General features: G+C 72.5%; 8 protein-coding genes. 3 read left to right on the forward strand and 5 right to left on the reverse strand.

Annotated features, from left to right (window positions below; genetic code table 11):
- Window positions 1-5 precede the first annotated feature (5 nt).
- The 3 genes from ACWCWD_RS06680 to ACWCWD_RS06690 form a co-directional block, all read right to left on the reverse strand.
- Window positions 6-935, reverse strand: a complete 930-nt coding sequence (locus ACWCWD_RS06680) for a branched-chain amino acid ABC transporter permease (protein ID WP_450770698.1) — start codon at window positions 933-935, stop codon at window positions 6-8.
- Between the two features lie 111 nt (window positions 936-1,046).
- A complete protein-coding gene (locus tag ACWCWD_RS06685) occupies window positions 1,047-2,273 on the reverse strand; it encodes a branched-chain amino acid ABC transporter substrate-binding protein (protein WP_450771006.1) in 1,227 nt (408 codons plus the stop codon).
- A 605-nt stretch (window positions 2,274-2,878) separates the two neighbouring features.
- Entirely contained in the window at window positions 2,879-3,349 is a 471-nt protein-coding gene (locus ACWCWD_RS06690; RefSeq protein ID WP_450770700.1) for a PaaI family thioesterase, read from the reverse strand.
- Window positions 3,350-3,621: 272 nt separating this feature from the next.
- On the opposite strand from ACWCWD_RS06690, the gene mptB reads away from it, so the two are divergent.
- On the forward strand, window positions 3,622-5,118 hold the full coding sequence (mptB, locus tag ACWCWD_RS06695) for a polyprenol phosphomannose-dependent alpha 1,6 mannosyltransferase MptB (protein ID WP_450770702.1): 1,497 nt from the start codon (window positions 3,622-3,624) through the stop codon (window positions 5,116-5,118).
- Between the two features lie 94 nt (window positions 5,119-5,212).
- On the opposite strand, the gene ACWCWD_RS06700 is transcribed toward mptB, so the two are convergent.
- On the reverse strand, window positions 5,213-7,486 hold the full coding sequence (locus ACWCWD_RS06700) for an FdhF/YdeP family oxidoreductase (RefSeq protein ID WP_450770704.1): 2,274 nt from the start codon (window positions 7,484-7,486) through the stop codon (window positions 5,213-5,215).
- A gap of 155 nt (window positions 7,487-7,641) precedes the next feature.
- Here ACWCWD_RS06700 and polA point away from each other — a divergent pair, with 155 nt between their 5' ends.
- The gene (polA, locus tag ACWCWD_RS06705; protein ID WP_450770705.1) at window positions 7,642-10,353 is read left to right on the forward strand and encodes a DNA polymerase I; all 2,712 of its coding nucleotides are present in this window, start codon (window positions 7,642-7,644) and stop codon (window positions 10,351-10,353) included.
- A 364-nt stretch (window positions 10,354-10,717) separates the two neighbouring features.
- Window positions 10,718-12,445 (forward strand): lytic transglycosylase domain-containing protein, encoded by a 1,728-nt coding sequence (locus ACWCWD_RS06710; protein WP_450770707.1) that lies wholly within the window; start codon window positions 10,718-10,720, stop codon window positions 12,443-12,445.
- 297 nt (window positions 12,446-12,742) lie between these two features.
- Here the strand turns inward: ACWCWD_RS06710 and hrpB are convergent, their stop codons facing one another.
- Window positions 12,743-15,295, reverse strand: a complete 2,553-nt coding sequence (gene hrpB, locus ACWCWD_RS06715) for an ATP-dependent helicase HrpB (RefSeq protein ID WP_450770708.1) — start codon at window positions 15,293-15,295, stop codon at window positions 12,743-12,745.
- Between the last annotated feature and the right edge of the window lie 71 nt (window positions 15,296-15,366).

The raw sequence follows: 15,366 nt of genomic DNA on the forward strand, positions 1-15,366 counted from the left end.
CGCTGTCACGCCCGATCCGCGACGCGTTCGCCGAGCAGTCCTTGTGGCCGCAGCAGCAGGACGACGATGAGGAGCACGAAGGCCCACACGTCCTTCCAGGCGCCGCCGCCGAAGAGGTCCATGCCGGGGACGTCGCTCATGTAGCCGGTGGCGAGTGCTTCGGCGAGGCCGAGGACGACGCCGCCGAGCATGGCGCCGTAGATGTTGCCGATGCCGCCGAGTACGGCGGCGGTGAAGGCCTTGAGGCCCATGAGGAAGCCCATGCGGAAGCCGATCTGGCCGTTCTTGAGCCCGTAGGCGACGGCGGCGACGGCGGCGAACGCGGCACCGATGGCGAAGGCCATGACGATGATCCGGTCGGTGTTGATGCCCATGAGCTTGGCGGTGTCGGGGTCCTGCGAGGTGGCCTGCATGCCGCGGCCTGCGCGGGTCTTGGAGACGAAGAGGCCGAGGGCGAGCATGCAGACGGGTGCGGCGATGAGGACGAAGAGGTCGCCGCGCTGGACGTGGGCGCCGAGGAGATCGAAGGCGCTTCCCTTGAACTGGGGGAAGGAGCGGTCGGCCTTGCCGTCCGGGTACCACTTCCAGACGGCCTGCTGGAGGGCGAGGGAGAGGCCGATCGCGGTGATGAGCGGGGCGAGGCGGGGGGCGTTGCGCAGGGGCCGGTAGGCGAAGCGTTCGGCGGCGACGCTGACGGCGACGGAGCAGATCACGCCGCCGACGATCATGAGGGGGACGATGGCGAGGAGGTTCCAACCGGAGGGCATCCAGAGGTACACGGTGAGTGCCCCGAAGCCTCCGATCATGAAGATTTCGCCGTGTGCGAAGTTGATGAGCTGGATGATTCCGTAGACCATCGTGTAACCGATCGCGATGAGTCCGTACATCGCGCCGAGGATGAGTCCGTTGGCCAGCTGTTGCGGCAGTTCATGCACCGCAGGGCCTCCGTTGGAGTGGTTCGGATATGACACCGCGCGGGAGCAATGGTGTCGCTCCCGCGCGGTTGGCCGTGCCTGGTGACGACCAGAAGTGGGGCGTGGTGACGCCTACTTGGTGACGGCCTCGCTGAGCTTGGAGACCCACTTGCCGCCGTCGACCTGGTAGGCGGTCATCATGGTGTTGGTGGTGTCGCCGTACTGGTCGAAGGCGACGGGGCCGGTGACGCCGTCGAACTGGACCTTGGCCATGGCGGCGAGGACCTTCTCGCGGCTGTCGTCGGGGAGCTTGCCGTCGTTCTCGGCGGCGACGATCTTGACGGCCTCGATGATGGCCCAGGTGGCGTCGTAGGTGCCGCCGCCGTACGCCTCGTAGGCGTCCTTGTAGCCGGCGGCCGAGTAGTCCGCGATGAACTTCTTGGCGGAGTCGAGCTCCTCGACGGGCTTGCCGACCGAGGTGGCGATGTCGCCCTGGGCCTTCTTGTTGAGGCTGATGAAGTCGGCGCTGTACATGCCGTCGCCGCCCATGAGCGGGATCTGGACGCTGTCCTTGAGCTGCTGGCTCAGGGGCGCGCCGGCGGGGTACTCGCCGCCGTAGTAGACGGCCTTGGCGCCGGAGCTCTTCACCTTGGTGACGACGGAGTTGAAGTCGCGGTCGTCGGGGTTGACGTGGTCGCTGCCGACGATCTTTCCACCGAGGCCGGTGAAGGTCGTCTTGAAGGAGGCGGCGAGGCCTGCGCCGTACGTCTTCTGGTCGTCGATCAGGTAGACGTCCTTGATGCCCGCGTTCTTGAACAGGTAGTTCGCGGCGAAGGCGCCCTGGATGGCGTCGGTGGTGGCGGTGCGGAAGTACGTCTTGAACGGGCGCTTCTTGGCGGCGTCCCCGTCCTTCCAGTTGTCGCCCTGGGTCAGCTCGGTGCCGGTGTTGGCGGGCGAGACCTGGGTGAGGCTGGCGTCCTCGAAGGGCTTCTGCATCGACTGGGCGACGCTGGAGTTCAGCGGGCCGACGACGCCGACGAGGTCCTTGTTGCCGATGAACTTCTGGGCGTTCTGGCCACCGACGGAGGGCTGGGCCTGGTCGTCGAGCGGCTGGAGCTCGAACGTGATGCCCGGGACCGTCTTCTCCTTGTTCGCCGTCTTGACGGCGAGGTCGGCGGAGTTCTTGATGCCGAGGCCGAGGGCGGAGAGGTCGCCGCTCAGGGGGGCGTCGAGGCCGATGACGACGGTCTGGCTATCCCCGCTGCCGCTCGCGCCGTCGCTGCCGCCCTTGTCGTCGCGCGACCCGCAGGCGGTGAGGGTGAGTGCTCCGGTGGTGAGCACTGCGGTGAGTATGAGCAATGAACGGTGTCGCACGAAAAGTCCTTTCCCTGGCGCGGCCTCCTCCGTTGAGGTGCCTGTCGTCCGCCAAGCCGTACGTGTTGGGTACAAGGCGTGCTGCTGTCGCGCCCGGCGGCGCGGTGACTGGCGGTGACTCTAGGCGCAGGCGGTGGGATCGTGGACGGGTGTGGGCAACTATGTGACTGTCTTGTTATGACTTGAGGAAAGCTTGAGGTGGCGCCGGGACCTGGGCTGATTCGGGCTCCGCGGATTCTTCTCGCATGGTGAGAACGCCCAGCTCTGCTAAGGGGCTTGGGGCGATCTTGGTGCTGACGGACGGGGCCGTGCGGGGTGGCCGGAGGAGGGGGCCGGGGGGCGCGGAAGAGGGGTGGGGTGGAGGTCGCGTTCATTGCGTGCCTGTTACGCAGTGTTACGTCGGACGGTTCGCCGTCCCGCCACCCTCGCGGTATGGCGTGAACTGGCGCATTGAACCCCGTGTCGTGTCAGGGTAGTTGGCTGAAATCCATGGTCAACTTCCGTTACGTGTAGTGCGCATGAAGATGCCCGGCCGGGTGGTTCGGGCCCGGCCGGGCAGTGGGGGAGCGGAGGTGCTGGGGCGCGGAAGGTCAGCCCGCGGCCGGTGCCTCGCGCAGCAGGCAGGTGAGGCGGGCGGTGCAGACGCGCTTGTCGTGGTCGTCGGTGATGACGATCTCGTACGTGGCGGTGGAGCGTCCGCGGTGCACGGGGGTGGCGACACCGGTCACCAGCCCGCTGCGGGCCCCCCGGTGGTGGGTGCAGTTGAGGTCGACGCCGACCGCGAGCTTCCCGGCGCCGCCGTGGAGCATGGAGCCGACGGAGCCGAGGGTCTCGGCGAGCACCGCGGACGCCCCGCCGTGCAGGAGGCCGTAGGGCTGGGTGTTGCCCTCGACCGGCATGGTGCCGACGACGCGTTCCGCCGACGCCTCGGTGATCCGCACGCCCATTCGCTCGCCGAGGTGCCCGGCGGAGAAGAGGGCGGGAAGGTCGATGCCGAGCGAGGCGTACTCGTCGATGACCTCCTGCGGGAACACGGGTGCGGATGCGTTCTGGTCGCCCATGGGTTCGGCTCCGTTCGTCCGGTGGTGTCTTCGCTGTGCGGTCCGTTCTTACCAGAGACCACTGAGCGGATGCTTAGGCGGAGTCCGGGCGTCCGGCGGATCGGGGTCGGCGTCGCGGGGCCGGGGTCGCGGGGACTGGGCCCCGGCGGATCGGGGCCGGTCCCGGCGAGCGGACCGGGCCGCATCGGTGGGCGGGGTGGCCGGACCAGGGCGTTCCCGGCTGTTCGTACGGGGGAGGGCGGCCGTTCGCCGCGGTTCGGTAGGTTGGCCGGATGCGGGGACTGGGTGTCGTGGGATGTCGTCGGCTGGGACTGGCCGGTTCGCTGGGGGTCGGCGCGGGCGGCTGGGTCGCCGGGAAGCTGCCGGTGCACGACCCCTGGGGCTGGTGGACGGAGCGGGGCCCCGCCGTGACCACCGCCGGGACCGTCCTCGCGTACGCCGGGCTCACCGCGCTCGTCGCCGCCTGGTGGGCGTACGGCCGGGCCGGCGCCTCCGTACGGCACACGCTGGTGACGCTCGCCTGGTGGGCCGCGCCGCTGCTGCTGGCGCCTCCCCTGTACAGCGCGGACGTGTACAGCTACGTCGCGCAGGGGGCGATGGTCCTCGAAGGCCACGACGTCTACAGCCAGGGCCCCTCGGTCCTCGACCCGGCCGGTTTCGCGGGCGACGCGGCGGCGAGCGTCGGCCGGCACTGGACCGACACCCCCGCCCCGTACGGCCCCTTCTTCCTGCTGCTGGCGCGGGGCGCGGCCGCGCTCACCGGCGGCACCCTGGTCCCCGCGGTCCTGGTGCTGAGGCTGGTCGCGGTGGCCGCGCTGCTGCTGATCGTGTGGGCCGTGCGGCGCCTGGCACGCGAGTACGGGGCCGACGAGAGCGGGGCGCTCCGGCTCGCGGCGCTCAACCCCCTGCTGCTGATCCACGTGGTGGGCGGGGTCCACAACGACGGCCTGATGGCCGGGCTCGCGCTCGCCGGCACGGTGTTCGCGCTGCGCGGCCGCTGGGTCCTCGGAGCCGTCCTGATCGGACTGGCGATGATGGTCAAGTCCCCCGCCGGACTGGCCCTGTTGTTCGTCGGGGTGGTGGTGGGGAGATCCTCCGCCGGGTCGCCCGCGCGACGGATCGCGCTCGGAGCGTTCGGGCCGGGACTGGTCGCCGCCGCGACGGTGCTCCTGGTCTCCGCGGTGAGCGGCACCGGCTTCGGCTGGCTGCACACGCAGGGCGTGGCGGCGGCCATCCACACCTGGCTCTCCCTCTCCAGCGACCTGGGGGCCGGCCTCGGCGCCCTCGCCCACCTGGCGGCGGGCGCGGACAGCGGCACGGTGAAGTCGGCCGTGCAGCTCCTCGGACTCGCCGCGGCGGGAGCCCTGATCACACGCCTCGGGTGGCGCTCGGCGACCGGCCGTCTGGACCCTGTACTGGCGCTGGGCCTGGCGCTGACGGCACTGGTGGTGCTCTCGCCGATGGTCCAGCCGTGGTACGTCCTGTGGGGCGTGCCGTTCGTCGCCGTACGGGCCTGCCGAGGTCCGGCCGGGCGGGGGCTCGCGGTGCTCTCGGCGGCGCTGGTGTACGAGACGCATCCCTCGGGCTCGACCCCCGCCATCGGCTTCGCGGTGGCGGGGGCCGTCGCGGTGGCGGGGGTGCTGCTGCTGCGCCGGGAGGCAGCGGCGGACCGGACGGGGAGCGGGGGCGGCGTCGGGACCGGAGTGCCGGGTCCCCGCCGCGCCGACAGCGTGCGCGACGGGGTACGTACGGGAGCGGCCCCGGTCTGAGCCGGGAGGGTACCCGTTCTGGAGGGACCGGGCCTGAGCCGGGAGGGCACCCGTACGGGAGGGACCGGGTTGCCGGACCGCCCTGTGCGCCGGGTCAGCCGGCCGGCTCGAAGCGCACCACGACCGACTTGCTGGCGGGGGTGTTGCTGGTGTCGGCGGTCGAGTCGAGCGGCACCAGGACGTTCGTCTCGGGGTAGTAGGCGGCGGCGCAGCCCCGTGCGGTCGGGTAGTGGACGACGCGGAAGCCGGGGGCGCGGCGTTCGGTGCCGTCCTTCCATTCGCTGACGAGGTCGGTGTACGAGCCGTCGGCGAGGCCGAGTCCACGGGCGTCGTCGGGGTTGACGAGGACGACGCGGCGGCCGTCCTTGATGCCGCGGTAGCGGTCGTCGAGCCCGTAGATCGTGGTGTTGTACTGGTCGTGGGAGCGCAGGGTCTGCAACAGCAGCCTGCCTTCGGGGAGTTCGGGGTACTCCACGGGTGCGGCGGTGAAGTTGGCCTTGCCGGTGGCGGTCGGGAAGCGGCGGGCGTCGCGCGGGCCGTGGGGGAGGGTGAATCCGCCGGGGCGTGCGACGCGGGCGTTGAAGTCCTCGAAGCCGGGCACCACGCGGGAGATGCGGTCGCGGATCGTGCCGTAGTCCTTCTCGAACTCCTCCCAGGGGGTCTTTGAGCCGGGTCCGAGAACCGCGCGTGCCATGCGGGCGACGATGGCGGGTTCGGAGAGCAGGTGCGGGCTCGCGGGGGTGAGGTTGCCGCGGGAGGCGTGCACCATGCTCATGGAGTCCTCGACGGTGACGAACTGCTTGCCGCCGGCCTGGACGTCCTTGTCGGTGCGGCCGAGGGTCGGCAGGATCAGGGCGCGGCTGCCGGTGACGGCGTGCGAGCGGTTGAGCTTGGTCGACACGTGAACGGTGAGGCGGGCGCGGCGCATCGCCGCCTCGGTGACGTCGGTGTCGGGGGTGGCCGCGACGAAGTTGCCGCCCATCGCGAAGAAGACCTTGGCGTCGCCGTCGCGCAGGGCGCGGATGGCGCGGACCACGTCGTACCCGTGGTGGCGCGGCGAGGTGATGCCGAACTCCCGGTCCAGGGCGTCGAGGAAGGCGGGCGCGGGGCGCTCGTAGATGCCCATGGTGCGGTCGCCCTGGACGTTGGAGTGTCCGCGCACCGGGCAGACACCGGCGCCCGGCCGTCCTATGTTGCCGCGCAGCAGAAGGAAGTTGACGACCTCGCGGATGGTGGGCACGGAGTGCTTGTGCTGGGTGAGGCCCATCGCCCAGCAGACGATGGTGCGCTCCGAGGCGAGGACCAGGCCGAGGGCCTTCTCGATGTCGGCGCGGTCGAGTCCGGTGGCGGTGAGGGTCTCGTCCCAGTCGGCCTCCCGGGCGGCCCGGGCGAACTCCTCGTATCCGTGGGTGTGTTCATCGACGAACGCGGTGTCGACGGCGCCTTCCGTCTCAAGGATCAGCTTGTTGAGGAGGCGGAAGAGGGCCTGGTCGCCGCCGAGGCGGATCTGGAGGAAGAGGTCGGTGAGGGCGGTGCCCCTGAACATGCCCTGCGGGGTCTGCGGGTTCTTGAAGCGTTCCAGGCCGGCCTCGGGCAGCGGGTTCACCGAGATGATCTTCGCCCCGGCGTGCTTGGCCTTCTCCAGGGCGGAGAGCATGCGCGGGTGGTTGGTGCCGGGGTTCTGCCCGGCGACGATGATCAGATCGGCCTGGTGCAGGTCCTCCAGGGAGACACTGCCCTTGCCTATGCCGATGGTCTCCACGAGCGCCGAGCCGGACGACTCGTGGCACATGTTGGAGCAGTCCGGCAGATTGTTCGTGCCGTACTCGCGGGCGAAGAGCTGGAGGAGGAACGCGGCCTCGTTGCTGGTGCGGCCCGAGGTGTAGAAGAGGGCCTCGTCGGGGGAGCCGAGCGCACGGAGTTCTTCGGCAATGATTGCGAAAGCGTCGTCCCAGCCGATCGCCCGGTAGGTGTCCTCGCCCTCGGGGAGGTACATCGGCTGCGTGATCCGGCCCTGCTGGCCGAGCCAGTACCCGCTGCGGCCGGAGAGGTCGGAGACCGGGTGCGCGGCGAAGAACTCCGGGGTGACCCGGCGCAGCGTGGCCTCCTCGGCGACGGCCTTGGCGCCGTTCTCGCAGAACTCCGCGGTGTGGCGCTTGTCGCCCTCCGGCCAGGCGCAGCCGGGGCAGTCGAAGCCGTTCTTCTGGTTGACCTTGAGGAGGGTCCGCGCGGTGCGTCCCAGTCCCATCTGCTGCTGGGCCATGAGCAGCGAGTGGGCGACGGCGGGCAGCCCGGCGGCGGCGTGCTGGGCCTCCTGGACCTGCGGGGCGTCCTGGACCGGGTCTCCGGTCGGGGGCTTCGTGGCCATGGTTGCTCCCCTTCGAGCGCGTGGGTTCCTCTCGTCCGATCCTGTCATGGTCATTGAGGGGCGCATCCGGAAGGAGAAGGGCACAACCGGAAGGAGAGGGGTGCGGCGCCCGCGTGCGGTCCGTGATGTCGGTGGGCCGTGGCAGGATCGTGTATGTGGCTGAGACAGCATCGAAGAAGACGGCAGACAACCGACCGCGCCTGCTCCTCATGGACGGGCACTCCCTGGCGTACCGGGCGTTCTTCGCCCTGCCCGCGGAGAATTTCACGACCGGGACGGGGCAGCCGACGAACGCCGTGTACGGCTTCGCCTCGATGCTGGCGAACACGCTGCGCGACGAGGCGCCCACGCACTTCGCGGTGGCGTTCGACGTGTCCCGCAAGACCTGGCGTTCCAAGGAGTTCCCCGAGTACAAGGCGAACCGCTCCAAGACCCCCGACGAGTTCAAGGGGCAGGTCGAGCTGATCGGCGAGCTGCTGGACGCGATGCGCGCGGACCGGTTCGCCGTCGACGGCTTCGAGGCCGACGACGTGATCGCCACGCTCGCCACCCAGGCGGAGGCCGCCGGGTTCGAGGTGCTGATCGTCACGGGCGACCGCGACTCCTTCCAGCTCATCACCGAGAACGTCACGGTCCTCTACCCGACCAAGGGCGTCTCCGAGCTGACCCGCTTCACCCCGGAGAAGGTCGAGGAGAAGTACGGCCTCACCCCCGCCCAGTACCCGGACTTCGCCGCGCTGCGCGGCGACCCGTCGGACAACCTCCCCGGCATCCCCAAGGTGGGCGAGAAGACCGCCGCGAAGTGGATCAACCAGTTCGGCTCCTTCGACGAACTGGTGGCGCGCGCCGACGAGGTCAAGGGCGTGGCCGGGCAGAACTTCCGCGACCACCTGGACTCGGTGCGGATGAACCGCCTGTTGACCGAGATGGTGCGCGACGTCGAGCTCCCGAAGGGCCCCGCCGAGCTCGAGCGCGCCCCGTACGACCGTGCCGCGGTCACCGGGGTGCTGGACGTCCTGGAGATCCGCAACCCGAGCCTGCGGGAACGGCTGCTCGCCGTCGACCCGGGCGCGGCCGAGGAGGAGGCACCCGCCCCGGCCGCCGGGGTCGAGCTGGACGGCACGGTCCTGGGCACCGGGCAGGTCGCCGGCTGGCTGGCCGAGCACGGCGCGCAGCCGCTGGGCATGGCCACCGTGGACACCTGGGCGCTGGGCGCCGGCACCGTCACCGAGATCGCCCTTGCGGCGGTCGGCGGGGCTGCCGCCTGGCTGGACCCGACGGAGCTCGACGCCTCGGACGAGGAGGCGTTCACCGCCTGGCTCTGCGACCCGGAGCGGCCGAAGGTCCTGCACAACGCCAAGGCGGCCATGCGGGTCTTCCCCGAGCTGGGCTGGCACATCGAGGGCGTCACCATGGACACCGCGCTCGCGGCGTACCTGGTGAAGCCGGGACGCCGGTCGTTCGCGCTGGACGCGCTCGCGGTGGAGTACCTCGGCCGCGAGCTGGCCCCGGCCGCCGCGACGGACGGACAGCTGGCGTTCGGCGCGGACGACCGCGCCGAGGCGGACGCCCTGATGACGCAGGCCCGCGCCGTGCTCGACCTCGGCGCCGCGTTCAGCACCCGGCTCAGGGAGGTCGGCGCGCTCGACCTGCTGCACGACATGGAGCTGCCCACCTCGATCCTGCTGGCCCGGCTGGAGCGGCACGGCATCGCCGCCGACCGCGCCCATCTGGAGGCGATGGAGCAGCAGTTCGCGGGCGCCGTGCAGCAGGCCATAAAGGAGGCGCACGCGGCGGTGGGCCGGGAGTTCAACCTCGGCTCGCCCAAGCAGCTCCAGGAAGTCCTCTTCGGTGAACTGGGCCTGCCCAAGACGAAGAAGACGAAGACCGGGTACACCACCGACGCCGACGCACTGGCCTGGCTCGCCGCGCAGACCGAGCACGAGCTGCCGGTGATCATGCTGCGCCACCGCGAGCAGGCGAAGCTGCGGGTCACCGTAGAGGGCCTGATCAAGACGATCGCGGCGGACGGCCGTATCCACACCACCTTCAACCAGACGGTGGCGGCGACCGGACGCCTCTCCTCCACCGACCCCAACCTCCAGAACATCCCGGTCCGTACGGACGAGGGGCGCGCGATCCGCCGGGGCTTCGTCGTCGGAGAGGGCTTCGAGACCCTGATGACGGCGGACTACAGCCAGATCGAACTCCGGGTGATGGCCCACCTCTCCGAGGACGCCGGTCTGATCGAGGCGTTCACCTCGGGCGAGGACCTGCACACCACGGTCGCCTCCCAGGTGTTCGGCGTCGACAAGTCGGCCGTCGACCCCGAGATGCGGCGCAAGATCAAGGCCATGTCGTACGGACTCGCCTACGGCCTCTCCGCGTTCGGGCTCTCCCAGCAGCTCAACATCGAGGCGGGCGAGGCGCGTGGCCTGATGGACACGTACTTCCAGCGCTTCGGCGGGGTGCGCGACTACCTCCACCGGGTCGTCGAGGAAGCCAGGTCCACCGGGTACACCGAGACGGTCTTCGGCCGCCGCCGGTACCTCCCCGACCTCAACAGCGACAACCGCCAGCGGCGCGAGATGGCGGAGCGCATGGCGCTCAACGCCCCGATCCAGGGCACCGCCGCGGACATCGTGAAGGTCGCGATGCTCCACGTCGACCGGGCGCTGACGCAGGCGAAGCTGAAGTCCCGGATGCTGCTCCAGGTGCACGACGAAATCGTGCTGGAGATCGCACCGGGCGAGAGCGCCGAGGTGGAGGGGATCCTGCGCCACGAGATGGCCTCGGCCGTGTCGCTGCGCGCCCCGCTCGACGTGTCGGTCGGCGTGGGCACCGACTGGGAGTCCGCGGCGCACTGACGAGCGCTCGACCCGACGGGGCGCGCTTTCCCACATGGCGGAGGCCGGGCACGAGGTGCCCGGCCTCCGCCATGTCCGGGAACGGGAACGGGAGCGGGGGCGGCGGCGGGGGTAGGGGTAGGGGCAGGGGCGAGGCGGGCGCGAGACAGGGCGAGGGCAGGGGGAGGGCAGGGGCTGGATCGGCGGCGAGGGGTGGGCCGCGCACCCCGGAAGCGAGGCGCAGTACAACTTCGGTTGAACATCGTGAAAAACCAGTAAGAACCGGTCAGACGCCTGTGTCGAAGTATCAGGAGTTGCCGTAGGGTCACGGGAGTCCTCGCGCTGGGGAGCGCGAACAGCCGTCGTCGGGGAGGGACCAGACCATATGGCAGCGCAATTCGGCCGTCGCCTGCGCAGAGGGGCCACCAGCACCGCGGTGGCAGCCGCCGTCGTCGCGGCACTCTCCGCCTCTCAGGCACCCGGCGTGACCCTGGGCTCGGCCACGCAGCCCGGCGGGAACGACCAGCCGGCCGCGGCCGAACCCGAAGAGGGCGCCGCCACCGGCAACGACCAGTACCACACCGACCTGCCGCCGCTGACGACCCCGGTCGCCCCGGGCACTCCGAGCACCTCCGTCGGTCTGCCCGCCACCAGTGCCGAGTCGGGCATTCCGGCCTCGGTCCTCGCCGCGTACCAGCAGGCCCAGTCGACCATCGCCGGCACCGACCCGGCCTGCCGGCTGCCCTGGCAACTCCTTGCCGCCATCGGCAAGGTGGAGTCGGGCCAGGCGCGCGGCGGCAAGGTCGACGCGAGCGGCACCACGCTCAGCCCGATCCTCGGCCCCGCCCTCGACGGCAACGGGTTCGCACTCATCCCGGACACGGACAACGGCGCGTACGACAACGACACCGTCACCGACCGTGCGGTCGGGCCGATGCAGTTCATCCCGTCCACCTGGGCGACCTGGGGCCAGGACGCCAACGGCGACGGACGCAAGGACCCCAACAACGTCTACGACGCGGCGCTCGCCGCCGGGCGTTACCTCTGCGCCGGTACCCGGGACCTGTCCATCGACACCGACATCGACCGCGCGGTGCTGAGTTACAACCACTCCACCGCCTACCTGTCGACCGTGCGGTCCTGGTTCGAGTACTACAACAACGGCACGCACTCGGTGCCCGACGGAACCGGCGTCCTACCGACCACGCCCGGCCCGGCGACCGACACCACGACCGGCCCGGCCTCGACCTCGCCGTCCTCCTCGCCCTCCACCACTCCTTCGCCCTCGCCGTCCCCGGACGGAAAGCCCGGGACCGCCTCGCCGTCCCCGAGCCCCAGCGAGACGCCGAGCGGCAAGCCCGGGGGCACCCAGACCACCAAGCCGCCCACGACCACCACGCCCCCGGCGCCCTCCGAGGTACCCAAGCTCGCCGGGATCGAGAACGCGGGCACCGGCACGCTGACCGCCACGGCGGGCCAGGACTTCGCCGGAGACGTCACCGTCCGGGCCGTCGACGGCGAGGGCGACAGCTTCGCCGAGGCCCCCGTCACCTTCACGATCAGCGGTGACACCGACGCCCGCTTCGCCGGCGGGGCCACCAGCGCCGAGGTCGTCACCTCGGCGGACGGCACCGCCAGCGCCCCGGCGCTGGTGGCGGGCGAGACCACGGGCGACTTCCAGGTCCACGCAACCGCCGGTACCACCGGGCAGTTCAGCCTCTCCTTCACGGCAACCGTCACCGCCCGCCGGGCCGACGCCGTCGCCCGGACGACCAGCACCGCGCTGACGGCCGCCCAAGGCGGCGAGTTCACCGAGGACGTCCAGGTCAAGGCCACCCTCGGCGGGGCCGTCGCCTCCGGCGTCGCCGTCACCGCCACGATCCTCGACAGCGCGGGGCAGCCCGTACCGGAGGGCCAGGGCCCCCGCTTCACCGGCGCGAACAGCACCGCAGTCAGCACGCTCACCGGTCTGACGACCGACGCGGACGGCCTGCTCACCCTCCCGCAGATCCACGCGGGCGACACGGCGGGCACCTACACGCTGCGGATCACCACCGAGGGCGGCGCCGTCCTCGACATCGAGCTCACCGTCGAGGCACCGCCCGCCGCCTGACGCCGCTCAGCAACAGCACCCTCCGCGCGCCCGTACCGAGCACCTCCCGGTACGGGCGCGCGGGCCGTACCGGCCCCGCGTTGTCCCGTGCCGGGGTATCGGCGTACTGCCGTGCAGGCGTGTTGCGGTGCTGCCGTGCAGGCGTGGTGCCGTGCAGGCGTGCTGCCGTGCTGCCGTGCTGCCGTGCAGGCGTGGTGCGTGGTGCGTGGTGCGTGGTGCCTGGTGCGGGGTGCCGTGGTGCACTGCCGCCGTGCAGGCGCGCGCCCGCCCCGTCGCCCAGGCGCGCGGCTCACCCGGTCATGGCCGCTGCTCCCGCTTCAGCCGTGCCGAAGTGAACCGGGTGGCCGCCACCGTCGTGGGGTCCTCCGGCCAGGGGTGCCGGGGATAGCGTCCCCGCAGCTCCGCGCGGACGGCGCGGTACCCCTCCCGCCAGAACGAGGCCAGATCCGCAGTCACCGCCGCCGGCCGCCCCGCCGGGGACAACAGATGCACCAGCACGGGCACCCCGGCCACCGAGGGCGTCTCGGCCAGGCCGAACAGCTCCTGGAGCTTCACCGCGAGGACCGGCTGCTCACCGCCGTACTCCACCCGGATACGGGACCCGCTCGGCACCTCGATCCGCTCGGGCGCCAACTCGTCCAGCCGGGACGCCTCGCCGGTCGCCCACGGCAGCAACCGGCGCAGCGCCTGCCCCGCGTCGATCCGCCCCAGGTCCGCTCGGCGCCGCGCACGCGACAGTTCCGGCTCCAGCCACTCCCCGGCGCGCGCCAGCAGCGCCCCCTCCGACACCTCGGGCCACGGCGCCCCCAGAGCGCCGTGCAGGAACGCCAGTCGGGCCCGCAACTGCTCGCTGTCGCGGGTCCACCGCAGCAGCCCGGTGCCCTCCCGGCGCAGCCCCTCCAGGAGCGCGGTGCGCACCAGCTCCGGGGCCGGCTGCTTCAGCGGGCGCACCACCAGCTCCACCGCACCGAGCCGGTCCACCACGCGCGCCACCACGTCGCCTTCGCTCCAGCGGACCTCCTCGCCCCGGAACCGCAGGTGCCCCGCGGCCAGCACCGCGGTGTCCTCGTCGATCACCGCGGCCAGCCGTACCCGGGCCGACACGGCGTGCGTGGGTCGGTCCGCGACGGCGACCGCGAGCCACGGCGAGCCGCGCAGCCCAGAGCCGTCCCGCAACTCCGCCCCGGTCCCGGACGCCATCAGGAACGCCTCCCCGCCCCGGGCGCGCGCCACCCGTTCCGGGAAGGCCAGCGCGGCCACCAGTCCGGCTGCGGCGTCGTCCGTGACCGGAGCGGCGGCCCCGCCCACCGGGCCGTCGGCCGATGCCCGCCCCGCCCCCGTCCCGTCGCCGAGCGACGACGACAGCCGGCGCACCTCCTGGCGCCAGCGCGCGGCGTACCCGTCACCGCCCCGGCGCGCGGTGCGCAGGGCCGCCGCCAGATCGTCGCCGTACTCGCGGGGCGGCTCCTCGCTCAGCAGGGCCACCACCTCGGCCGCCCGGCGCCCGCCCACCTCACGGGCTCCGTCGACCAGGGCACGCGCCAGCCGGGGATGGACACCGAGCCGGGACATCCGTGTGCCGCGCCCGGTCACCCGCCCGTCCCCGTCCACCGCGCCGACCGCCGTCAGCACCTCGCGGGCCGCGCTCATCGCCCCGGCCGGCGGGGGGTCGAGCAGCGCCAGGCCCACCGCCCCCGGGTCGCCCCAGCACGCGGCCCGGAGCGCGAACGCCGCCAGGTCCGCGACCCGGATCTCCGGCGCCGGGAACCGGGCGAGCCGCCCGTCCTCCGCCTCCGTCCAGCACCGGTACACCGCACCGGGAGCCTCCCGTCCGGCACGGCCCGCCCGCTGCCGCCCGGTCGCCTGCGAGGCACGCACGGTCGTCAAGGCGCTCAGCCCCCGGGCGTGATCGGTCCGGGGCTCCCGGGCGAGGCCGCTGTCGACCACGACCCGCACCCCGGGCACGGTCAGCGAGGACTCCGCGACCGAGGTCGCCAGCACCACCCGCCGTCCTTCGCCGGAGCTCCCTGCCAGGACCGCGTCCTGCACGGCGGCGGGAGCCCGTCCGTGCACCTGGAGCACCTCCGCCCCGGCCCCGGCCAGCCGGCCGGCGACCTGGGCGATCTCACCGACACCGGGCAGGAAACAGAGCACGTCGCCGTCCCGCTCCGCGAGTGCCCGGCGCACCACCTGAGCGACGTGCGCCAGCAGCGCGGGATCGACCCGCATCCCGTGCGGCGGCCGGACCGGTGCGGTGGGCGGCGCCCAGACGACCTCCACCGGATGGGAGACGCCGGTCGCCTCGACCACCGGGGCACCGCCGAGCAGCCGGGCCCAGCCCTCCGCGTCGGTCGTCGCGGAGGCGGCCACCAGCCGCAGGTCGGGGCGGAGCGTCTCGCGCACGTCCAGCAGGAACGCGGCGGCGGTGTCCGCGTCCAGGTGGCGTTCGTGGCACTCGTCGAGGAGCACTACGTCGGAGCCGGAGAGCTCCTGGTCCCGCTGGAGGCGCTGGAGCAGCACCCCGGTGGTGACGACCTCGACCACGGTGTCCGGGCCGACCACCCGCTCGCCACGCACGGTGAAGCCGACGCGGCCCCCGGGCCGCTCGCCGAGGAGCCACGCCATGCGACGGGCCGCGGCGCGCGCCGCGATCCTGCGGGGCTCGGCGACCACGACCCGGCGCGGCGGACCCTCGCCCGTCAGCCCCGCGAGGGCGAGCGGGACGAGCGTGGTCTTGCCGGTGCCCGGCGGCGCGCAGAGCACGGCGGTGCCGCGCTCGTCGAGCGCCCGGCGCAGGGCGGGCACGGCGGTGCGGACGGGGAGGTCGACCAGGGCATCGGTTCGGATCACGCACCCAGTGTCGTACGGGCAGCCGGACGCCCCCACCCCCGCACGGGGGAGCCACTTCCCCCGTGCGGGGG

The organism is Streptomyces sp. NPDC001493, from assembly GCF_053597235.1.